19 protein-coding genes and 2 pseudogenes are annotated in these 20,537 nt (G+C 72.8%); 3 read left to right on the forward strand and 18 right to left on the reverse strand.

The annotated features are described in order from the left end of the window. Positions 1-8 precede the first annotated feature (8 nt). Entirely contained in the window at positions 9-491 is a 483-nt protein-coding gene (locus ABTY61_RS06190; RefSeq protein WP_350503735.1) for a hypothetical protein, read from the forward strand. Between the two features lie 416 nt (positions 492-907). Beyond that, positions 908-1,525, forward strand: a complete 618-nt coding sequence (locus ABTY61_RS06195; protein WP_350503736.1) for a phosphatase PAP2 family protein — start codon at positions 908-910, stop codon at positions 1,523-1,525. Positions 1,526-1,532: 7 nt separating this feature from the next. Here the strand turns inward: ABTY61_RS06195 and ABTY61_RS06200 are convergent. The 4 genes and pseudogenes from ABTY61_RS06200 to ABTY61_RS06215 form a co-directional block, all read right to left on the reverse strand. After that, positions 1,533-1,733, reverse strand: a pseudogene (locus ABTY61_RS06200) (glutamate-1-semialdehyde 2,1-aminomutase); the annotation flags it as partial. Positions 1,734-1,879: 146 nt separating this feature from the next. Then, complete coding sequence (locus ABTY61_RS06205; RefSeq protein WP_350503737.1) at positions 1,880-2,626, reverse strand: NUDIX hydrolase; 747 nt, start codon at positions 2,624-2,626, stop codon at positions 1,880-1,882. Positions 2,627-2,674: 48 nt separating this feature from the next. Then, positions 2,675-3,247 (reverse strand): hypothetical protein, encoded by a 573-nt coding sequence (locus ABTY61_RS06210; RefSeq protein WP_350503738.1) that lies wholly within the window; start codon positions 3,245-3,247, stop codon positions 2,675-2,677. Positions 3,248-3,261: 14 nt separating this feature from the next. Beyond that, the gene (locus ABTY61_RS06215; RefSeq protein ID WP_350503739.1) at positions 3,262-3,699 is read right to left on the reverse strand and encodes an ATP-binding protein; all 438 of its coding nucleotides are present in this window, start codon (positions 3,697-3,699) and stop codon (positions 3,262-3,264) included. 240 nt (positions 3,700-3,939) lie between these two features. Here ABTY61_RS06215 and ABTY61_RS06220 point away from each other — a divergent pair, with 240 nt between their 5' ends. After that, the gene (locus ABTY61_RS06220; RefSeq protein ID WP_350503740.1) at positions 3,940-5,238 is read left to right on the forward strand and encodes an NsdA family TPR-like regulatory protein; all 1,299 of its coding nucleotides are present in this window, start codon (positions 3,940-3,942) and stop codon (positions 5,236-5,238) included. Here the strand turns inward: ABTY61_RS06220 and ABTY61_RS06225 are convergent. The 14 genes and pseudogenes from ABTY61_RS06225 to ABTY61_RS06290 form a co-directional block, all read right to left on the reverse strand. Then, positions 5,206-5,838, reverse strand: coding sequence for an HAD family hydrolase (locus ABTY61_RS06225; protein WP_350503741.1), 633 nt, complete (start codon positions 5,836-5,838; stop codon positions 5,206-5,208). The genes ABTY61_RS06220 and ABTY61_RS06225 overlap by 33 nt on opposite strands. Before the next feature lie 139 nt (positions 5,839-5,977). Next, positions 5,978-7,303, reverse strand: coding sequence for a glutamate-1-semialdehyde 2,1-aminomutase (locus tag ABTY61_RS06230; RefSeq protein WP_350503742.1), 1,326 nt, complete (start codon positions 7,301-7,303; stop codon positions 5,978-5,980). A 5-nt stretch (positions 7,304-7,308) separates the two neighbouring features. Then, positions 7,309-7,857, reverse strand: a complete 549-nt coding sequence (locus tag ABTY61_RS06235) for a dTDP-4-dehydrorhamnose 3,5-epimerase family protein (RefSeq protein ID WP_350503743.1) — start codon at positions 7,855-7,857, stop codon at positions 7,309-7,311. Further along, the gene (locus tag ABTY61_RS06240) at positions 7,854-9,086 is read right to left on the reverse strand and encodes a polysaccharide pyruvyl transferase family protein (protein ID WP_350503744.1); all 1,233 of its coding nucleotides are present in this window, start codon (positions 9,084-9,086) and stop codon (positions 7,854-7,856) included. Before ABTY61_RS06240 ends, ABTY61_RS06235 begins: the two co-directional genes overlap by 4 nt. Continuing rightward, positions 9,083-10,030, reverse strand: coding sequence for a glycosyltransferase family 2 protein (locus ABTY61_RS06245; RefSeq protein ID WP_350503745.1), 948 nt, complete (start codon positions 10,028-10,030; stop codon positions 9,083-9,085). The genes ABTY61_RS06240 and ABTY61_RS06245 overlap by 4 nt, the downstream gene beginning before the upstream one ends. Further along, a complete protein-coding gene (locus ABTY61_RS06250) occupies positions 10,027-11,343 on the reverse strand; it encodes an MATE family efflux transporter (protein WP_350503746.1) in 1,317 nt (438 codons plus the stop codon). The genes ABTY61_RS06245 and ABTY61_RS06250 overlap by 4 nt, the downstream gene beginning before the upstream one ends. Before the next feature lie 5 nt (positions 11,344-11,348). Beyond that, positions 11,349-12,632 carry a DUF4910 domain-containing protein gene (locus ABTY61_RS06255; protein ID WP_350503747.1) on the reverse strand — a complete coding sequence of 428 codons (1,284 nt, stop codon included), beginning with the start codon at positions 12,630-12,632 and terminating at the stop codon, positions 11,349-11,351. Beyond that, positions 12,620-13,645 carry an NAD-dependent epimerase/dehydratase family protein gene (locus ABTY61_RS06260; protein ID WP_350503748.1) on the reverse strand — a complete coding sequence of 342 codons (1,026 nt, stop codon included), beginning with the start codon at positions 13,643-13,645 and terminating at the stop codon, positions 12,620-12,622. Before ABTY61_RS06260 ends, ABTY61_RS06255 begins: the two co-directional genes overlap by 13 nt. A 69-nt stretch (positions 13,646-13,714) precedes the next feature. Then, positions 13,715-14,356 (reverse strand): annotated as a pseudogene (locus tag ABTY61_RS06265) (PIG-L deacetylase family protein); the annotation flags it as partial. Beyond that, the gene (locus ABTY61_RS06270; protein WP_350503749.1) at positions 14,353-15,150 is read right to left on the reverse strand and encodes a glycosyltransferase family protein; all 798 of its coding nucleotides are present in this window, start codon (positions 15,148-15,150) and stop codon (positions 14,353-14,355) included. The gene ABTY61_RS06270 and the pseudogene ABTY61_RS06265, both read right to left, overlap by 4 nt. After that, positions 15,147-16,382 (reverse strand): class I SAM-dependent methyltransferase, encoded by a 1,236-nt coding sequence (locus ABTY61_RS06275; RefSeq protein WP_350503750.1) that lies wholly within the window; start codon positions 16,380-16,382, stop codon positions 15,147-15,149. The genes ABTY61_RS06270 and ABTY61_RS06275 overlap by 4 nt, the downstream gene beginning before the upstream one ends. After that, positions 16,379-17,653: a glycosyltransferase gene (locus tag ABTY61_RS06280; protein WP_350503751.1), complete on the reverse strand. Its 1,275-nt coding sequence runs from the start codon at positions 17,651-17,653 to the stop codon at positions 16,379-16,381. Before ABTY61_RS06280 ends, ABTY61_RS06275 begins: the two co-directional genes overlap by 4 nt. Before the next feature lies 1 nt (position 17,654). Beyond that, entirely contained in the window at positions 17,655-18,965 is a 1,311-nt protein-coding gene (locus ABTY61_RS06285) for an O-antigen ligase domain-containing protein (protein ID WP_350503752.1), read from the reverse strand. 1 nt (position 18,966) lies between these two features. Next, on the reverse strand, positions 18,967-20,505 hold the full coding sequence (locus ABTY61_RS06290; protein WP_350503753.1) for a right-handed parallel beta-helix repeat-containing protein: 1,539 nt from the start codon (positions 20,503-20,505) through the stop codon (positions 18,967-18,969). Positions 20,506-20,537 lie beyond the last annotated feature (32 nt).

Raw genomic sequence — 20,537 nt, forward strand, 5'->3', positions numbered from 1 at the left:
AGGCCCCCATGACCCCTGAACAGGCCGTCCAGCAGCTCAACGCCCTGCTCGACGACTCCATGTCCGGCATCCGCCCGCCGCTGCTGTACTGGGACGGCTGGCCCCGCTCCACCGAACAGTCCGCGGAGGGCTACCACGAGCAGTCCCTCGGCTACGCCACCGCCGCCCGTGACCGCTACATCATGACCAAGGTGGCCCTGGCCAAGTACGGCGCCCTGCTGGGCGTGGTCGAACGCAGCTGGCAGGCCAAGGGCTACACCATCACCGCGGTCAACCCCCGGCAGCCCGCCATCTTCGCCTCCACCCCGGACGGCTCCGAGATCGCCATCACCTTCGGCGCCGCCGGCAACATCACCTTCACCGCCTCGGTCGGCCCCATCCCGGTGATCCGCGACCGCGACCCCTTCGGCATCCCCACCCCCGAGCCCGTCATGGCCAACGGCAACCTCGACGTCATCCCCCGCTACGAGGACCCCTTCTGGTCCGTCTGACCTCCTCTGCGGCGACGCCTGCCGGGGGTGCGGAGAGTCGATCGGCTCCCCGCGCCCCCGGTGGCGGTGTCCGGCGTCGCCGCGGCGGCCGTCGGGCCGGGCCGGGGCCCCGGCCCGGCCCGCACGCTTCGGCGAGTTGTCCGTGTGGGACGAGGGCCCGTCTTCGAGCTCCGGCCTGCGGGCCGCGCCCGCCCGCCCGTATCCTGGCTCCGGCTTCGGGGGGCCGTGGCTCAGACAGATGACGATCCGTCAGCGGCGTTTCCGCGAACGGACATCCGGACACGACGGGGGCGCGCGTGGGATCGGCCGACCGCAGCGGATCGGGAAGCAGGACCGGCGCGACACGGGAGGATGCCCCGCGGAGTCGCCCCCTCGGGCAGGCCCCGGGGCCGACCGGGCGCGGCGAGCCCGCGCTCGTGGTGCTCCGCGGGTGGCTCGGCCTGGTCTCGGGGCTGGCGGCGCTGCTCGTGCTGGTACTCGGGCTCCGGCTCGCCGGGGAGAGCCGGCCCGGCCGGGTGGACGGCCGGATCCAGGACGCGGTGTACGGGGTGGAACCGCCGTGGCGGTACGCCGCCCGGGGCCTGGACTCCCTGGGGGAACCGCTGGGGGCCGTACTGCTGGTCGGGGCCGTGGTCGCGGGCTGCCTGCTGCTCCGGCGGCCGCGCGCGGCGGTGTTCGCGGTGGCCGGCGTCGGCCTGCCGGTGGTGGCGGCGACGCTGCTCAAGCACCTGGTGGGCCGCACCATCCACGGCGACAACCTGTCCTACCCGAGCGGGCACACGGCCTTCCTGACCGCCGTCGCCCTCGTACTGGGGCTGTTGGCGGCCCGCGGGAGGGCCCGCCCGCTGCCGGTGCTCGCCGCGGCGGCGGCCGTCGGGGCGGCCATGGCCTGGGCGCAGGTCGCCCTGGGTGCCCACTACGCGACCGACACCCTGGCCGGCGGGTGCACCGCGCTGGCGCTGGTGCCGGCCGCCGGCCGGCTGGTCGACCGGGCGGCCGACCGGCTGGCGGGCCGTTCGGCACCCCATAGTTGACATAGCATCAGATGAGGCGCCGGAACACCGGCCACCCGCCCATCCAGGGGGACGGATCCCCGGCGTCCAGCGCCTTGCGGTACACAGTGCAGGCTTCGGCCACCGCGTGGACGGTGTGGGCGATGTCGGCCTCGTCGAGCGCGTTGCTGACGACGAAGGAGGGGGCCAGCACTCCGCCCGCGAGGAGCCGGCGCAGGAACAGGGTGCGGCAGCCCGCCTGCACGGGAACCGCGCTCGATCCGCGTACAGCCTCGCCTGGGCTCCGGTCGGGGCGTGCCACCGTACTGGCCTCTCTCGACGCGACGTCCCACTACTGGCGTGAGGAGATCGACTACGTCATCAAGGGGCGTGGAATCACGAGCTTCGACGACTCGCTTTGTAACGGTGGAGCAGGGCTTCGAGGTAGTCCGCCTGCGGGTCCTCCGACCCAGTGGCTGCACCGTCAACGACGGTGATCCGGTCCAGCTCCGGGGTGTGGCCGGCGGCGGTCTCCACCCGCACCAGTGCCTCGTACCGCTCGCGCACGGTCTGCTGCGGCAGCCGGGGCGCCTCGTAGTGCACGCCGATGTTGCCGTTCTCCCCTCGGGTGACGGCCCACAACGTCAGGTCCTTGGGCGTCGCGTGCACACCGACCTCCTCCGCCAGCTCCCGGCACGCCTGGCTGCGCAACTCGGTCTCGTCCAGGGCTCCGGTACCGGTGGGCGGTTCCACGTTGCCGCCGGGCAACTGCCAGCGGCCGGGCGCCGCGGTCGAGGCGGACATGCGGCCCACGACCAGACCGCCCGCGTCGGTCGGCTGCGCGATGGTCACGAACACCGACGACACCCGAGGTGCCCCCGGCACGCGGCGCAGCGCGAAGTGCCGGTAGGTCACGGGAGCCCAGGACAGGATGAGGGTGTCGCCGTCGTACCCAGCGGCGTTGCACACCACCGCCGGGCCGTCGAACAGGTCCGGGTTCGCCTGAACGGCCTTCGCCCACACCACGTCCATCGCGGCGCGGTGCTCCGGTGAGAGCGTCGGCTGATTCGTCTCCACCAGGCGCAGCGTGGCGACTTCGAGGACTTCGAGAGGGTCGGAGGGGGCGGGAAGTGAACTGGTCACGGCTGTGCGGTCCTTCCGGGGCGCTGTGCGTCTGAACCGTCGGCGTAATCAACTTGCCGGCGTGGCGGAGGTCGCGCGGGTGGCGTTGGTGCGGCACTGGGTGAGGGCGTACTTGATGCGGGTGTCAGGCCTGGGGGTGGCGAGGAGGAGTTCGCCGGCCTGGACGAGGGTGGTCCAGTACTGGACGGGGTCGCCCGTGCAGGGAACGGGTTGGGCGGCCACGAAGGATAGGTAGGCGGTGGTGAGGTTGCCCGTGACGAACCAGCGTCCCAGCCCGTGCTGGTGGCCCGCGCGGATGCCGCCCATGGCGTCGATGGCGGTGAGGAAGAGATCGATGACCGCGAGCTCGCGGGCGTCGAGCTGCTTGGGGACGTCGAACACGCCAAGGGCTTCCAGGAGTTCCCCGGTATCGGCCTCGGCACCGGGGCGCAGGTTGGCGAGCAGGGCGCCGTAGCAGTCGTTGAGGCGGATGGTGGCCTCGGCAGCGGGGATATCGAGGGCCTCACGGACTGCGCGGGCCGAACGGAGGGGTTCGTGGGTGCGGCGGGCGAGGGTGGCGTAGGCCTCGGCGCGGGTCGCGCCGGCGTCGAGCAGGTGCCGGGCGGTGGAGGCGAGTCGCATGGTAGGTACTCCGCTCAGGCCGCGAGCGCAGGGGCGGGGGCGATGAGTGCCCAGACGAACTTGCCGATGCCACCCGCGCGCGGGCAGCAACCCCAGCGCTCGGCGAGCTCGTTGACGAGAAACAGGCCACGTCCGTGCTCGTCGTCGAACTTCGCAGGTCGAACGGTGGGGCGCCCGGTGCCCGCATCGTGCACTTCAAGGCGAAGACGGTCCCCGATGACGGCGAATCGGACCTCGATGAGGCGGTCGTCGGGCGCGTCGCCGTGCTGGACGGCGTTGGCAAAGAGCTCACTCAGGAGCAGTTCGGCGACATCTCGGTAGCGGTCACCGGCGGGAAGTGCAGAGAGGTACGCCCGGAGGAGGTGCCGCGCGAGGGGCGTCGATTCCGGGCAGGAGCCGAGACGCGCGGCGAACGAGCGGGGGTGGCGGGCCGCAGAGCAGGTTTTGAGCATGGCGAAGTACCTCAGAACGGTATCCCGGTGGGAGGCATGGGCATGGCTTCTGCTGGCCCACACTGACGTGAACTCACGCAGGCGCGGTCGAACCGGTGCACGCCGGGATCAACGCTCCGACTCCGGGCGACCAGACGGCATCGACTGCGATCTGTACGGAACCGATCACACACCGCCAGCGCCATGGAGACAATGCTGTGGCACGATCCAAAAGCGATCCCATCTCCAAGGAGCGCCTTGATGCCCGATCAACTGCGCCACGATATGAGGCAAGCCCGGCGCGCTTCCGGCATGAACTGGGCCGAGTTCGCCCGTGCGAGCGGGTTCGGTGTGGCCTATCTGCGCAATGTGGAAAACGGCAACCGCCGGGTGACCGAGTCGGTGGCAGCCGCCTACGACAGCGCCCTCGACACAGGCGGAGGCTTCGCCGCCGCCCTTGCGGATGCCGCAGTCGTGGACATCTCGTGGAACCGGGCCGGGGCGACTCTGGCGGTTCTCACAAGCCTGATGGAAGGAAGACGAGTGGATCGCCGAGGGTTCCTCGCTGCCGGCATTGCCCTGACAGCGTCAACGAACAACTGGGTCACGGCCATCGGGCGCACTCTCCTGGAACCACGGGCCAGGCATGTGGACGGCTCGTCCCTGATGGCAGGTTTGGAAGGCCGGCTCGATCTCTTGCGCCGCGTGGATGACGAGCTCGGCAGTGGCGAGGTCTTCACGGCCGCGCGCAGCGACCTTGCCCTGGCAGTGGCAGCGATCAAATCTGGGCGCTACAAGGGCAATCACCTGTCGCGCTTGTACGCGATCACCACCGAAGCCGCCCGCCAGGTCGGCTGGGCGGCCTTCGATCAGGGCCGCGTCGGCCTCGCCCAGTCCTACTTCGATGCCTCCTTGCGGGCCTCCGCCGAGTGCGGCGATGTGATCGCCGGTGCCTACACGCTGTCCTTCGCCGCCATTCAGTGCTACTCCTCCCCCGGCCTGGCCGGCCGGGCGGTGTCGTTCACGGACACAGCCCGGACCCAGGTCCGCGGCCGTAGCACCCCGCGGATGGAGGCGATGCTCGCCGCCCGCGCCGCCCGCGCGTGGTCGAAGGACGGAGCGAGGAAGGAGACCAAGCACCAACTTCACCTGGCACACGCAGCGCTGGACAAGGGACGACACCAGGACGACCCCAGTTTCCTCTACTGGGTGGACTACGGCGAGATCGAGATGATCGCCGGCTCCTCCGCTCTGGAGCTGGGAGACCCTGCCGAGGCCTTGCGGCGGTTCGAGGCCGGCATTCAGGCGTACCCTGGCGACGAGCAGTACCCCCGCAGCCACGCCATCTACCTTGCCCGCGCCGCAGAGGCACACCTCGCACTGCACGACCTGGACGCGGCCGTGGCAACGGGCCGGCACGCCGCTGCCTGCCTCGGAGCGGTCGACTCCGCGCGCTCAGAATCCCAACTGCGGGGTCTGCGCGAGAAACTGGCTCCTCACACCGCCCACGCAGGGGTCCGTGACTTCCTAGAAGCCGGGCAGGCGCAGGAGCTCGCGTAACCGCTGGACGACCACATCCTCGTCCAGCCCCAGCACAGGAGTGAAGCCGAGCCGCTGGGCGGCGACGAGGTTCTCCTCGCTGTCGTCCACGAACAGGCACTCCTCGGCGCTGACACCGAGGCACTCCAGCACGACCTGAAACGCCTCGGGTTCGGGCTTGCGGACACCATGATCCGCCGACAGCACCACCGCATCGAAGGTGCCGTGCAGGTCGAACCCGGCGTACGGGTCGTAGGGCTGCCGACCGAGGCTGTTGGACAGGACCGCCGTCCGCACCCCTGCCGCACGAGCCTGCCGCGCGACCTGGAGAACCTGGTACGCCGGAAAGGCGTCGTGGAGGTACCTCGCCAGCAGGTTGTCCGGCTTCACGCCCATCAAGGCTGCGAACCCGGTGTTCCAGTCTTCCTGGCTGATCCGGCCGAGTTCAAGACTCCGGAACAGGTCCTGCCCACGCGGGTCCGACCAGGCACGCAGGAACGTCCCCGGGGCGATCCGCTCCCGGTTCTCGAACCACGTGATGACCTCGACCATGTTCGACGTCAGGACGCCGAAGAAGTCGAAGACCACCGCACGAAACGAAGTCACTGCAGCTCGCTCCATCCGCACAGCGTACGGCCGCTCCTGGCTGGTTGCACCGAAGTTCGGTCACGTCCGGCGCGCACTACCCGACCGACGTGCTGGGCAGCTGGTGCACCGGCGGCCGCTTGTCGCGTCGATCGGGTAGTGGAGAAACGGTGATTCAGGCCCGCCGCCGGAACACCGGCTTCACCGGGCGGCCGCCCAGCCAGGGGGTGGGGTCGCCGGCGTCCAGGGCCTTGCGGTAGACGGCGCAGGCGGCGGAGACGGCGTCGACCGTGTGGGCGATGTCGGCCTCGGTGAGGGCACTGCTCACCACGAACGAGGGGGCCAGCACCCCGCCCGCCAGCAGTTGGCGCAGGAAGAGGGTGCGGTACTCCTGGGAGGGCCGGCCGTCGGCGTCGAGGGTGGCGAAGACCAGGTTGCTGGCCCGGCCCCGGACGACGACGTGCTCGCCGGTGCCCATCCCGGCCGAAGCCTCGCGGACGCCGGCGGCCAGTTGCTCGCCGAGTGCGTGCAGTCGGGCGGTGATGCCCTCCTCGACATAGGTGGTCTGCACGGCCATCGCGGCGGCCAGTGCGTGGGTCTCCGCGCCGTGGGTGGTGGAGAGCAGGAACACCCGGTCGCCGGGGTGGCGCAGCCCGCCGAGCTCCATCAGGTCGCGGCGCCCGGCGAGGGCGGAGACGGCGAAGCCGTTGCCCAGTGCCTTTCCGAAGGTGGAGAGGTCGGGGGCGACGCCGTACAGGCCCTGGGCGCCTGCCTCGGACCAGCGCAGACCCGTGATCATCTCGTCGAAGATCAGCACGCAGCCGTGCCGGTCGGCGAGTTCGCGCAGGCCCGCGAGGTAGCCGGGGGCGGGCTCGGCGTGGCCGGCGGGTTCGAGGATCAGGCAGGCGATCTCGCCCCGGTGGCGGGTGAGCAGTTCCTCGGTGGCGGCCAGGTCCCCGTAGGGGAAGGCCACGGTGAGGTCGGTGATGGCGGCCGGGATGCCGGCGTTCATCGGGGTGGTGCCGATGAACCAGTCGTCGACGGAGAAGAACGGGTGGTCGGCGCAGACGGCCACCAGGGTGCGCCCGGTGGCCGCGCGGGCGAGGCGCACGGCGGCGGTGGTGACGTCGGAGCCGTTCTTGGCGAACTTCACCATCTCGGCGGTGGGCACGGTGTCCAGGAAGCGTTCCGCGGCCTCGAGTTCGAGGATGGACGGGCGGGCGAAGTTGCTGCCCCGGTCGAGCTCCCGCCGGGCGGCCTCGGTCACGCGCGGGTGGGCGTGACCGAGACTGACGGCGCGCAGGCCGGAGCCGTACTCGACGTAGCGGTTGCCGTCGACGTCCCACACGTGGGCGCCACGGCCGTGGTCGATCACCGGGGCGAGGTTCTCGGGGTACTGGTCGTCGCCCTTGGCGTAGGTGTGGGCGCCGCCGGGGATCAGGGCGTGCAACCGCTCGTTGGCCGCCCGGGACTTGGGCAGCTGGAAGTCGTCAACGGCCATGGGGCTCACTTCTCCTCGGGTCGCAGGGCCTCGGCGAGGCTGGGCGCCTCCCGGTCCCGCTTGGACATCGACGTGGCCGGCAGCGGCCAGGGGATGGCGAGCTCCGGGTCGTCGAAGGCGATCGTGACGTCCTCGGCCGGGTCGTGCGGGCGGTCGATCCGGTACGAGACGTCGGCGTCGGTCAGCGCCTGGAACCCGTGGGCGCAGCCCGCCGGGACGTACACGCTGGCCTGGGTCTCGCCGGAGAGTTCGAAGAAGGCCGTGTTGCGGTAGGTCGGCGAGCCGGGGCGCAGGTCGACGACGACGTCGAAGACCTCCCCGTGCGAGCAGCGCACCAGCTTGGCCTCGCCGGCGCCGGAGCGCAGGTGCATTCCGCGCAGCACGCCCCGGAGCGAGCGGGAGACGCTGTGCTGGACGAAGGCCTCGGGGTCGATGCCGACCGAGCGGAGCACCTCGGCGTCGAAGGTGCGGCAGAAGAAGCCGCGTTCGTCGGCGTACGGCGTCGGCTGGAACAGGTAGGCACCGGCGATCGCCGGGACTTCGGTCACCTTCATGGGGTCTCCGTACGGTGTCGGTCGGCCGTCACGTGGTCGGCGGTCGGGAAGACGGCCGCGGTCAGGGCGGTGAACTGGTGGTCGAGGCTCCGGCCGGCCGTCAGGTTCCGCTCGGCGAGGGTCTGCCGCAGTTCCGTCGAGCGCTTCTCCAGCTCCCGGAACTGCTCGATCAGCCGGTCGGCGTCGACCTCGCGGGCCGGGTGGCAGTAGGCGCCCAGCCCCATCCGGGCCATCAGCGCGTCGCTCTTGGCCGCGTAGCTGAGGGCGAGCGTGGGCGTGCCGGTCTTCAGCGCGCAGACCAGGTTGTGGTACCTGGTCGCCACCACGGTGTCGGCGGCGGCCGTCTCCGCCATCAGCTCGGCCAGCGAGGCCGCCGTGGAGGCGGTGACCAGCGGGGAGCCGACCGCCTCGACGATCGCGGCGACCACCCGGGCGTCGACGTCGTCGCCGGTGAGCAGCCGGACCGGCCGGCCCTCCTCGACCAGCGCGCGGACGAAGCGGGTCGTCCCGTCGAGGTAGCGCCGGTGGATCTCCTCGGCCCGGGCGCGGTCGTCGTCGCCGCCGTGGAAGTCCATGACGCCGACGCAGACCCGCCCGTCCGGGGTGTCCGGGGCGGGCGGCGCGGGCAGGGCGAAGGCGATGTCCGGGTGGACCTCGTCCCGCGCGGTGTCCACGCCCATCGCCCGCATCGCGTCCCGGGACAGCTCGTCCCGGTACGAGCGGTGGGCGGCCAGCCGGGCCGACCAGCGCACCAGCGCCCGGGTGGCCGGGTTGCCGATCGGGCCGGCGCCGACGCCGACCAGCGCCACCTTGGTGCCGAACAGCCGGCCGGAGGCGCAGAGCAGGAACAGCGCGTACGGGAAGCCCCAGGGGCGCAGCGGCAGGGTGGCCTCCAGGACGCCCATGCCCGGCACGATGACCACCTGGTGCCGGCGCACCCAGGCGGCGGTGCGCACGGCGTCGACGAGCTTGCCCAGGCCCTTGCCGACGACCGCGCCGGCCCGGGAGGCGGTCCGGTATTCGCCGCGGTACCAGTGCAGCCGGGTCGCGGGGATGCGGTAGCGGGCGGTGACGACCTCCGGTCCGCCGCACAGCGCGTCCACCACGGCGTCCGGGTGCTCGGCGCGCAGGTAGCCGAGCACGGCCTCCAGCGAGCCGTCGTTGCCGAGGTTGCCGGAGCCGAGCAGGCCGAACACCCCGACGCGCACCGGGGTTCCGGCAGCGGTCATCGCCGCCTCCCGTCGCGTCCGGCCACCAGGTCGTCGACGGAGACGGTGCGCAGCTCCGGCTCGACCGGGGCGCGGTCCTCGACCCGCTCGCCGGCGCCCGGCCGCACCCGGCTGGTCATCCAGGCGGCCAGGTGGCCGTAGCAGGCCCGCCGGTCGGCGGTGGACAGCGGCGCCCGGCGGACGGCCGAGGCGAAGCCCCAGACGTACTCGGCGAGCAGCCGGGGCGTCGGGTGCAGCGGGCCGGCCCGGCGCGGGTCCAGGTTGACGCAGCGGGAGCGCTTGGAGGGGTTGGCCCGCTCGGCGCGGGTGGGGTGGTCGCGGCGGAAGTAGAGCAGTTCCGGCACCTGGTGGAACGGGCCGTGCAGGGTGATCTCGGCGACGAAGGTGCGGTCCGCGTGGTGGTAGCTGTCGTGCGGCTTGACCCGGCGCAGCACGTCGGCCCGCATCACCCCGTAGAAGTCGTCGCCGCCGGGCTCGAACAGCAGGCTGCGGAAGCGCTCGGGCGCGCGCGGCGAGTCGGTGGCGAGCCCGTACTCGTAGGGGACCTTCACCTGGCCGTGCTCGTCGATGACCGCCTGGCCGGAGTGGGCGAGGATGACCTCCGGCCGCTCGTCCAGCGCCTCGACGCAGCGCTGCAGGAGGTCCCGGGCGTAGAGGTCGTCGTGCGAGGCCCACTTGAACAGCTCGCCGCGGCACTGGGTGAAGACGTAGTTGTGGTTGGGCGCGGCGCCGACGTTGCGGGGCAGCCGGAGGTAGCGGATCCGCCGGTCCCGCGCGGCGTACTCCCGGCAGATGGACTCGGTGGCGTCGGTCGAGGCGTTGTCGGAGATGACCAGCTCGAAGTCCTCGTAGGTCTGGCCGAGCAGGGCGTCGAGCGACTCGGCGAGGTACTCCTGGCCGTTGTAGACGGGCAGGCCGATGCTCAATCGGGGAACGGCGGTCAAGGGGTCCTCACTTCGGGGATGGGTGTGCGGTGGTGCTCGCGCAGGGCGGCGCGCAGTTGGAGCCACCAGACGGCGGCGCCGCAGCCGGTCGCGGCGGCGACGCCCCAGGCGGAGCCGACGGTGCCGGCCGCCGCGGCGCCGCCGAGCCCGCCGCCGAGGTAGCAGGCGGAGGCGAACAGCTGGCAGCGCAGGCTGCGCCGGGCCGCGGCGAGGGCGCGCAGCCCGGCGGCTGCGCCGCTGCCGAGGCCGGCGCCCGCGACGCCGAGGGTGGCCGGCAGGATGAGCTGGGAGGCGGAGTGCCAGACGTCGCCGAGGACGAGCTGCCCGGCCCGGTCGGGCATCAGCAGCAGGGCCGAGCCCCACAGCAGGGCGGCGCCGGCCTGTCCGCCGCCCAGCAGGAAGCAGAACCGGCCGAGCCGCTCGGGCGTCCGCCGCAGGACCCTCGCCGCCTCCGCCACGGTGACCAGGGAGAGCCCCATCAGCAGGGCGAGGAAGGGCCCTTGGAGGAGTTCGGCGCCCCGGACGGCACCGACCGCGCCGACCCCGACGATCGCGCCGAGCCCGTACGCCCGCAGTTGGCCGGCGCCGCTGAGGCTGACGTTCTCGACCAGGTAGCGGCTGCCGAGGTCGCGCTGCTCGCGCAGCCAGCCGCGGGCCTCGGTCACCCGGGGCCGGACGCCGGACTGGAGGAAGCCGTAACCGGCGGCGGCCGCCGCGGCGGCGCCCCAGGCCAGCAGGAAGGCGGGTACGGTGCCCACCCGGGCCGCCACGACCATGGCCGGGACGAGCGCGACGCCCTGCACCAGGTCGTTGGCGAAGGCCTTCTGCCCGGTGCCGGCCGCGAAGAACGCGAACCGGCGGGAGTCCTGGAGCAGGAGCGCCGGCAGGGCGACGCCGAGGCTCGCGAACGCGGGCCCCACGTCGCCGCCGAGGCCGAGGCCGACCAGCAGGCAGAGGGCGCCGAGGGCGGCGCCGACGGCGAGCGCGGTGCCGGAGGAGCGGGCCGCCGCAGCGCGCCAGGTCGCCTCCGGCACGCCGCTGAACCGCACCATCAGCGGGTCGGTGGCCAGCCCGCGGGAGACGTTGAGCACCACGCCGTAGGTCAGCCAGGCCAGGCTGAACACGCCGAACGCGTGCACCCCCAGCTCGCGGGCGACGTAGATGCCCACCGCGAAGTTGATCATGCTGGTGACCGCCTGGTCGGCCAGCCCCCAGGACACCCGGCCGAGCACGCCCCGCCTGGCGGGCCGGGTCGGCGCCGGCTCCCCGGCCGGGCCGGCCGGGGTCGTCGTCTTCACCCCCTCGGTGGTCATCGGCGTCACGCCTTGATCAGTTCGGCGCCCTGGAGGGCGTCGGCCGCGGCGGCGACGGTGTCGAACGGCAGCCCGGAGCGCTCGGCCACGTCCAGCAGGCTGTGCTCGCCGTCGGAGAAGCTGAGCACCCACAGCATGGCCAGCTGCGCCTGCTTGGCGTCACTGCGCCCGCCGAGCGATTCGTACAGCCCGCGCCGGCCCAACTGCGGTTCGCCGTAAGGGCTCAGGTTGAGGTAGCGCCGGTTGCGGTCGAGCACCGCGAAGGCCTCCCGGCAGACCGCGAGGGTGTCCGCCATCGCCTCCGGCCGCACGAAGTCCAGGTCGTCCGCCGAGGTGTGGTACTCGGGGTACCCGGCGTACGGGGTCCGGCTGAGCGAGCCGACGCCGAGGTCGAAGCCGGGCGAGCAGTACTGCCGCTCGTCGTAGCCGTACGGGGTGAACTCGGTGACCCGGTGCGGGCGTTCGGAGGCGCGCAGGACGTGCCGGAGCACCCGGTCGATCTCCGCGTCGCCGCGCCGGCTCTGCTTGTACGTCAATCGGCCCGGATCCCCGGCGCAGGCCAGCACCAGGCCGTGCTTGACCCGTTCCACCCGCTCCGCGTTGCGGGCCAGCCAGGTGATCGCCCCGATCGTGCCGGGGGCGAAGATGAACCGGTAGGTGTAGTACGGCGCCCGCTCCGCCAACTCCCGCGCCAGGAAGGTCGCAACCGCGATGCCGGCCAGGTTGTCGTTGGCCAGCGACGGGTGGCAGACGTGGCAGGAGACGATCACCTCGTCGGCGACCTGCCCGGGCACGACGTGCTCGGCGTAGGTGAGGTGGCCGTCCGCGAGGGTGGAGTCGATCCGCACCTCGTAGTCGCCCTCGGGCAGCCCGTCCAGGGTCTCCTGGGCCAGGCAGAACCCCCACTCCGGGGTGTAGTAGCTGGTGCGGTACGGCACCCAGGCGGGGTGCTCCGGCAGGGTGTGCAGGTGCGGGCGCAGCTCGCTCAGCGGCATGGTCGCCGCCACCGGCACGCTGTAGCCGAGCACGTGCAGGCTGGACGCGGCGAAGTCGACGACCCGGTTGCCCGCGCTGTCGGCCACGTACGCGTCCCGGATGTTCCACTCCTGCGGCACCGTCCAGTCCAGCACCCGCGTCCCGGTCGGCACCTCGTGCACCTGGAGCGGGAGGTACTCGCCGACGATCTCCAGGGTGGCGCGCACCCCGTCGCCGGTGATGCTCCGGCAGAGCGGGTACAGCCGCTCCACCAGGGCGTGCATCTGCTCGCCGACCCCGGTCACCGGCGCCACCGCAGGGTGTCGTCGACGGCGCCGGCGCCGGCGGCCTCGCGCAGCACCGCGAGGCGGGTGAAGCGCCGCTCGAAGTCCTCCCGGGTCAGCCCGAACTTCCGGTAGGCCTCCGCGAGTTCGACGGCCCCCTGCTTCACGCTCCACTCGCAGTCGAAGCCGGGCAGGGCGGCCCGGAACCGGGAGAAGTCGACCCGGTAGGAGCGCGGGTCGGCGCCGTTCTCCCCGGTGATCACCACCTGGGCGCCGGCCACCGCCTCGGCGACCTGCTCGGCGATCTCGGCGACGGTGACGTTGTTGGCCTCGCTGCCGATGTTGAAGGCCCGGTCGTGCACCGCCTCGCGCGGCGCCTCCAGCGCGGCCGTGAAGGCCCGGGCGATGTCGGCGGCGTGCACCAGCGGACGCCAGGGGGTGCCGTCGGAGAGCACCAGCACCTCGCCGGAGAGCAGCGCGTGGCCCACCAGGTTGTTCAGCACGATGTCGGCGCGCAGCCGGGGCGAGTAGCCGAAGGCGGTGGCGTTGCGCATGTACACCGGGCTGAAGTCGCCGTCGGCCAGGGCGTGCAGGTCGTCCTCCACCCGCACCTTGGACTCCGCGTACGGGGTCACCGGGCGCAGCGGGGCGTCCTCGGTCACCAGCTCGTCGCCGCCGGCGGCGCCGTAGACGGAGCAGGTCGAGGCGTACAGGAAGCGCCGCACCCCGGCCTCGCGGGCCAGCTCGGCCAGCCGGACCGAGGCGTGGTGGTTGATGTCGTAGGTGAGGTCCGGGGCGAGCGAGCCCAGCGGGTCGTTGGAGAGCGCGGCCAGGTGGATCACGGCGTCCACCCCGGCCACGTGCTCGGCGGTGACGTCCCGCAGGTCCACCCGCTGCCCGGGCGGGTCGGCGGGCTTGGGGCCGAGGACGCACTCCGCGAACAGGCCGGCGTCCAGGCCGACCACCTCGTGTCCGGCGGCGGCGAGGACGGGGGCCATCACGGTGCCCAGGTAGCCCTGGTGTCCGGTCAGCAGTACGCGCAAGGTTCATCCCTCCAGGTCGAGCGCGCCGCGATCGGGCGTGCCGGGATCGGGCGTGGCAAGGTCGGGCGTGCCGAGGTCGAGGGTGACCTTGGCGGTGTCGAAGGCCTCGGCGTAGCGGGCGTGGCATTCGATGCCGCGGATCCGCGCGAGCCCGAGGAAGGCCTCCCGGTCGTACCAGGGGCGGTGCCGCTGCGAGGGGTAGTGCTCCTGCAGCAGCCGCACCTTCTGTTCGGCGGTCTCCGCGGTCAGCGGCTGGTAGGCCGTCGGGCGGCCGAGGTCGGCGTCCCACTTGACGATCTCGTAGCCGAGCACCAGGTGGTCGCGGAACGCGGTGGTGACCAGCCGGGCCAGGCCGCGGTGGTCCTGGTGGGCGTCCGCGGTGCGCGGGGCGAGCAGCAGGTCCGGCTCGGTGCGCCCGCGCAGTTCCTCGACGGCGGCCTTGGCCTCCTCCCAGTGCGCGGGCAGCCGCCCGTCCGGCAGCTTGAGCACGGTCAGCCGCAGGTCGGCGCCGGGACAGAAGGCGGCCAGCGCGGCGCGCTCCTCCTGCTCCCGCTCGCTGCCGCCGCCGGAGAGCACCAGCGCGTCCACCCGCAGCCCGGGACGCGCCCGGCACAGCGTCAGCAGGGTGCCGCCGGCGCCGATCGCGATGTCGTCGCAGTGCGCGCCGACGGCGGCGATCCGGTCCAGCGGACCGGCCCCGAGGCGGATCACGCGGTCCCCACCCTCGCGGCGTCCCGCTCCCAGACGGCCCAGGGGCGGTCGCCGTGGGCGTAGGCGGCGTCCAGCGCGGCCCGCTCCTTCACGGTGTCGGTCGGCTTCCAGAAGCCGCGGTGCTGGTGGGCCACCAGGCGGCCGCGCTTGGCGAGTTCGGTGCAGCCGTCGGCGACCAGGTCGCCGTTCTCCGGGATGTGGTCGAAGATCTCCTGGCGGAGCACGAAGTAGCCGCCGTTCTCCCACAGCGGCATGTCGCTCACCGCGGTGATCCCCCCGACCAGTCCGTCCTCGGCCAGGTCCACGCAGTGGAAGGAGGACTGCGGCGGCACCACCATCATCGACGCGCCGGCGTCCCGCGCGGCGAAGCGGTCGATCATCTCCGGCAGCGGGGCGTCGGTGAGCACGTCGGCGTAGTTGGCGAGGAACATCTCGTCGCCGTCCAGGTGGTGGCGCACCCGGCGCAGCCGCTCGCCGATCGGCGACTCGATGCCGGTCTGCGCGAAGGTGATCGTCCAGGAGGCGATGTCGGTGGACAACAACTCGGTCCTGCCGCCCCGCAGCACGAAGTCGTTGGACGTCGTCTCCTGGTAGTTGAGGAAGAAGTCCTTGATGTGGTGCGCCCCGTACCCGAGGCACAGGATGAACTCGGTGTGCCCGAAGTACGCGTAGTAGCGCATGACGTGCCAGATCAGCGGCCGGGGCCCGACCATCGCCATCGGCTTGGGCACGTCGTCGGACGCTCCGCTGCGCATCCGCAGCCCGTAACCGCCGCAGAACAGGACGACCTTCATGCCTTCACCTCGACGATGCTGAGTTCCGGGATGGGGAAGACCAGGCGGCCGCCCCACTCGTGCACGAAGGACAGCTGCTCGACCAGTTCGGTCCGCAGGTTCCAGGGGAGGACCAGGACGTAGTCCGGCCGGTCGGCGGCGATCTGCTCGGGCGCCAGGATCGGGATGCGGGTGCCCGGGGTGAACCGGCCGTGCTTGTACGGGTTGCGGTCGACGGTGTACGGGAGCAGGTCGGGCCGGATGCCGCAGTGGTTGAGCAGGGTGTTGCCCTTGCCGGGGGCGCCGTAGCCGACCACGGTCTCACCGCGTTCGGCCGCCTCGATCAGGAACTTCAGCAGGTCCCGGCGGACCTTGGCGACCCGGGCGGAGAACTCGGTGTAGCCGGACAGCTCCTGGAGTCCGGCGGCCTTCTCCCGGGCCAGCACCTCGGTCACCCGCTCGGTCGGCTCGCCGGCCGCCGCGTCCGGGCGGGCCCACAGCCGGATGGAGCCGCCGTGGGTGGGCAGCAGCTCAACGTCGACCAGGGTGAGTCCGCCGCTGGCCAGGGCCCGGATCGCGGAGGCGACCGTGTAGTACTGGAAGTGCTCGTGGTAGATGGTGTCGTACTGGTTCTCCTCGATCAGGGTCAGCAGGTGCTGCACCTCGATGGAGACCCAGCCGTCGTCGGCGACCAGGGCGCGCAGTCCCCGGGTGAAGCCGACCACGTCGGGGATGTGGGCGTACACGTTGTTGGCCACCACCAGGTCCGCCGGGCCGTGCTCGGCGCGGACGGCGGCGCCGGTCTCCGGGTCCAGGAACGCGGTGAGCGTGGGCACCCCGGCCTCGCGCGCCGCGGCGCCGACGTTCACCGACGGTTCGACGCCCAGGCAGCGGATCCCCCGGTCCACCACGTGCCGCAGCAGGTAGCCGTCGTTGCTCGCGACCTCGACCACGAAGGCGTCGGCGCCCAACTCCAGCCGCTGGAGGGCGCCGTCGACGAAGCCCCGGGCGTGCTCCACCCAGGAGGTCGAGTAGGAGGAGAAGTACGCGTACTGGGTGAAGGTCTCCTCGGGCGTGATCAGCGGCGGGATCTGCGCCAGCCAGCAGTCGGTGCAGACCCGCAGGTGCAGCGGGTACGCCGGCTCCGGCCGGTCCAACTGGTCGGCGGCGAGGAAGCTCTCGCACGGCGGGGTGGCCCCCAGGTCGACGACGCTCCCCATCGCCGTCGAGCCGCACAGTCGGCATCGTGTCATTGACTGCTCCCATTCCTGCCCGCGCGGGTGTCCCGTCGCGGGCCAGCGTTTCCGTTCCCCATCGGCGGCGCGCCGACCGCGCCGCCGGACCGGGCCGCGATCGCGGCCCGGTACCCCTCCACCAGGCGGTCCAGCCCGACGGCCGGGCTGAACCCCTGCTCGTACCGGCGCCGGGCGGCCAGGCCCAGCTCCCGGTTGACCGCCGGGTCGGCGGTGATCCGGCGCAGGCGGTCGGCCAGCGAGTCCGCCTCGCCCGGCCGGTGCAGCAGCCCGGTCACCCCGTCCTCGACGAGTTCGACGAAGGCGCCGTGCCCGGCCGCGACGGCCGGCACCCCGGCCGCCATCGCCTCCACGACCACCAGGCCGAAGGCCTCCAACCAGGTCGAGGGGGCCACCACGGCGACCGCCCGGGCGATGGCCTCCCGGCACTGCTCCTGGTCGTACAGGCCGACGGGGCGCACGTCCGTACGGCCCGCCGCCCAGGCCCGCACCTCCGCCTCCAGCGGCCCGGCGCCCGCGATCACCAGCGGCACGCCGACCCCGCCCTCGGCGGCGAGCCGGTCCCAGGCGGCCATCAGCAGCCGCACGCCCTTCGCCTCCGCGAGCCGGCCGAGGAAGAGCAGGTGCTCCCCCTCGCCCGTCCGGACGGCCCCCGGCTCGGGCACGAAGTTGTGCTTCACCGCGAGCCGTTCGGCCGGCAGGCCGGCCCGCACCAGGACGTCGCGCTGCGCCGCCGAGATGCAGAAGAACCGTTCCACCCCGGACCACCAGCGCCGCCGGTTGACCGCCAGACTGACCGCCAGCGGTACCGTCGCCAGCCGGGAGCCGCGGTAGCAGCCGTGCCGGACGGCCGGCAGCGGTGAGCCGCCGACGCACTCGGTGCACGGCCGGCCGTCCCGCTGCAGGGTGCCCGGCGGGCAGATCTGGGTGTAGTTGTGCAGCGTGGCGACGGCGGGCACCCCGGCGTCGGCGCAGGCGGCCAGCACCGCGGGCGACAGCAGCGGGAAGACGTTGTGGACGTGCACCACGTCCGGCCGCTCGGCCCGCAGCCGGGCGGCCAACTCGCTGCGCACCGCCGGGTTCCACGGCACCAGCAGCGGCACCGCGACCTTGCCCGGCAGCGAGCGGCGGGCGATGTCGTCGCTGCGACGCTCGAACAGCTCGACCCGGTGGCCGGCCTCCCGCAGCAGGCCCGCCTCCTGGTCGACGACCTTGTTCTCCCCGCTCGGCTGCGCCGAGGCGTAGCGGTTGTGCACCACGAGGACGTGCATGTCAGGTGAGCTCCGTTCGCCGGGCGCGGGGCGCGGTGCGCCGCCGCAGCGCGGCAGGTGTCGGGCGGGCAGCGGGTGTCGGGAGGACCGCGGGTGTCGGGAGGACCACGGGCGCCGCGAGCGCGGCGGGCCGGGCCGGCGCCGCCAGCAGTGAGGCGGCCACGGTCAGGTGCAGCAGGTACGGCGAGGCGTCGCCGAGCCCGGCCTCGGTGTACGAGGCGATCGCGCAGTAGCTGATCAGGAAGATCGCGGCGGCCCGGGCGGGCGAGGGCGGCCGCAGCAGTGCCACGCCGCCCAGCGCGACGAAGACCAGCGCCACCACGGCGACCCCGGCCAGGCCCTGTTCGTTGTAGACGGCCAGCCAGCTGTTGTCGATCGGCAGCCCGCCGAAGGACTTGTCGCCCAGGCCCATCCCGAAGACCTGTTCGATGGTCGTCCGGGGTGCGGCCAGCAGGGCGTCCCAGACCTTGGCCCGGCCGGTCAGGTTGGAGAAGTTCTCCTGGCTCTGCCCGCGCAGGAACCAGGCCTGGAGCAGCGAGCTCAGGCCCACCCCGACCACGGCGGCGAACAGCACCGCCCAGCTGAAGAACCGGCGGGCGGCGGCGCTGGTCATGACGAGCGAGCCGATCGCCAGCACCAGTCCGATGATCAGGCCGAGGGTGGCCGTCCGGGTGTGGGTCAGCGCGAGCAGCACCAGCGAGGGCACGATGATCGCCGCCGCGCTCGCCCGGGTGGTCCGGCGGTCCAGCAGGAGCAGCACGGTGAGCCCGATGATCACCGCCGCGTACTGCCCGATCTGCGGCGGGGTGAGCGGCCACAGCGCGCCGACCAGCCGCCCGCCGTAGACGTCGGGGAAAGCCGCGCCCGGTGAGGCGACCAGCCCGGCGGCCACCGAGACCAGCACGACGAAGTACATCCGGATGTGGAACCGGACGAACGTCCCGCTGCCGTCCCACCAGCGGCTGAGCAGCCACAGGGTGCCGACGAACAGCGTCAGCCGGAAGCAGCGGAACAGCGCGCCGTAGCCGGACTGCAGGTTGGCGCTGGAGATCACGCTCAGCACCAGCAGCACGGTGAGCAGGAACAGGAAGGCGCTGGCCCGCAGCCGCAGCCGCAGATTGAGCAGCAGCGCCAGCGCGAACGCGGAGACCAGCGCGCCCATGGTGGCCATCTGGATCAGCGAGCGCGGCAGCGGGATGATCGTCTGCGCGCCGGCGGAGCCGAGCGTGTTGAGGATCAGCAGCCCCCAGATCAGCTCGACGGTCTTCGGCGGGCCGGCCGGCCGCGCCTCCTGAGCGGGTTCCCGTCCCATCTCACCCCCCGTTCCGGGGCTTGAGGGTGCTGCCCTGGTCCTGCTGGTACGGCGTGCCCTGCCACTGCTCGAAGTCGAGGCTGCGGCTCGGGTCGTGGGCGACGAAGCTCCACGGCCCCACGTAGGTGTTGTCGTGCCAGCGGTTCTGCTGCTTGCCGGTGACCGCGTCGGCCACCGGCTCGCCCTTGTACGGCGACCAGTCCGGGTAGGTGCCGTAGTTGGCCAGCACGGCCATCCGGCCGCACTTGTCGGTGCAGCCGACCACGGAGGGGTCCAGGGTGAAGCGGTTGTCGTGGATGTCCACCCGCTGGGTCTTCCACCGGCAGTCGGCGTAGAGCGGTGCGCTGGCGATGGTCGGCTGGGCGCAGCGCCCGGCGTCCTTCACCAGCAGGGTGCAGTCGCCGGAGGAGGTGTTGGCCGGGCTGTTGCAGAACCGGTCGGCGTTCTCCCACAGGGTGATGCCGGACCAGTTGTCCTCCAGGACGTTCCGGTCGATCTCGATCTTGTCGGTGCGGGCCTTAATCCGGGGCTCGCCGCCGGACTCGGACAGGTAGACGGTGGCGAACGGGAAGCTGTCGCCGCGGTCGGCGGAACGGCGGCCCTCGACCCAGTCGTTGCGCCGGATCGTGTTGTTCCGGATGACCGCGTTGTAGCTGGTCTCGTAGATCAGCGCGGCACCGTCGTTGGCCTCCAGCAGGTTGTCCTCGATGCGGAAGTCGTTGTTGTTGGTGTCGGCCCAGAGCCCGGTGCCGCGGTTGTCGTGCACCCAGTTGCCGCGCACGTCGGCGCCGTTGACGGCCCAGAACTTGACGCCCCCGGTGCAGCCGCAGCCCGGCTGCTGCTTCTCCCACTGGTCGGTGTCGTTGCCGGTGATCTCGTTGCCCTCGACCAGCAGGTCGCCGAGCGGGGCGCCGGACTTGTAGGCGTTCATGCCGTACTGCCCGTTGGCGCGCAGGCAGCTGCCGCGGACCTTCTGGTGGGCGCCGGCCATCAGCCCCGCGCCGGAGTTGTGCTGGATCGTCGCGTGCTCGATCACCCAGCCGTCGGCCGAGTCGTGGTTGACCACGCCCTCGTTCTGCGGCGCGACGAAGCCCTGCACGGTCAGGTAGCGGATGGTGACGTCGCCGGCGCCGCCGCCGAACGCGTACTGGTTGGTCCGGTGGCCGTCGAGCACCGCGCCCGGCGCGCCGAGGTAGCTGTCGCCCTCCTTGGGGACGACCTGGGCGAAGCGGTCCGCCTCGAGGCTGTGCGTCCCCGGCGCGAGCCAGAACGTGGTGTTCGGGGGGCTGCTCCTGGTCTTCGCCGTCAGGTCGCCGACCACCGCGGGGTCGACCGTCACCGCGCCGGCCGGCGCGGTGGCCGGCCCGGCCTCGGGGTTGGCGCACACCTGGGCCGCCGTCACGGCCCCGGAGGGCCCGGCGGTCGGCTGCGGCGGGGCGTCCGACGTGCTCGTGCAGCCGGCCGCCGCCAGCAGGGCCAGCACCAGTGCCGATGCCGCCGATGCCGCCGACGCCGCCCGGCGCCACCTCGTGATCCCCACCGGCCCCTCTCCTCCTCCCCTGAACCTGTCGA

Origin of the sequence: Kitasatospora sp. NPDC096128 (genome assembly GCF_040303105.1) — a bacterium.
Classification (GTDB): domain Bacteria; phylum Actinomycetota; class Actinomycetes; order Streptomycetales; family Streptomycetaceae; genus Kitasatospora.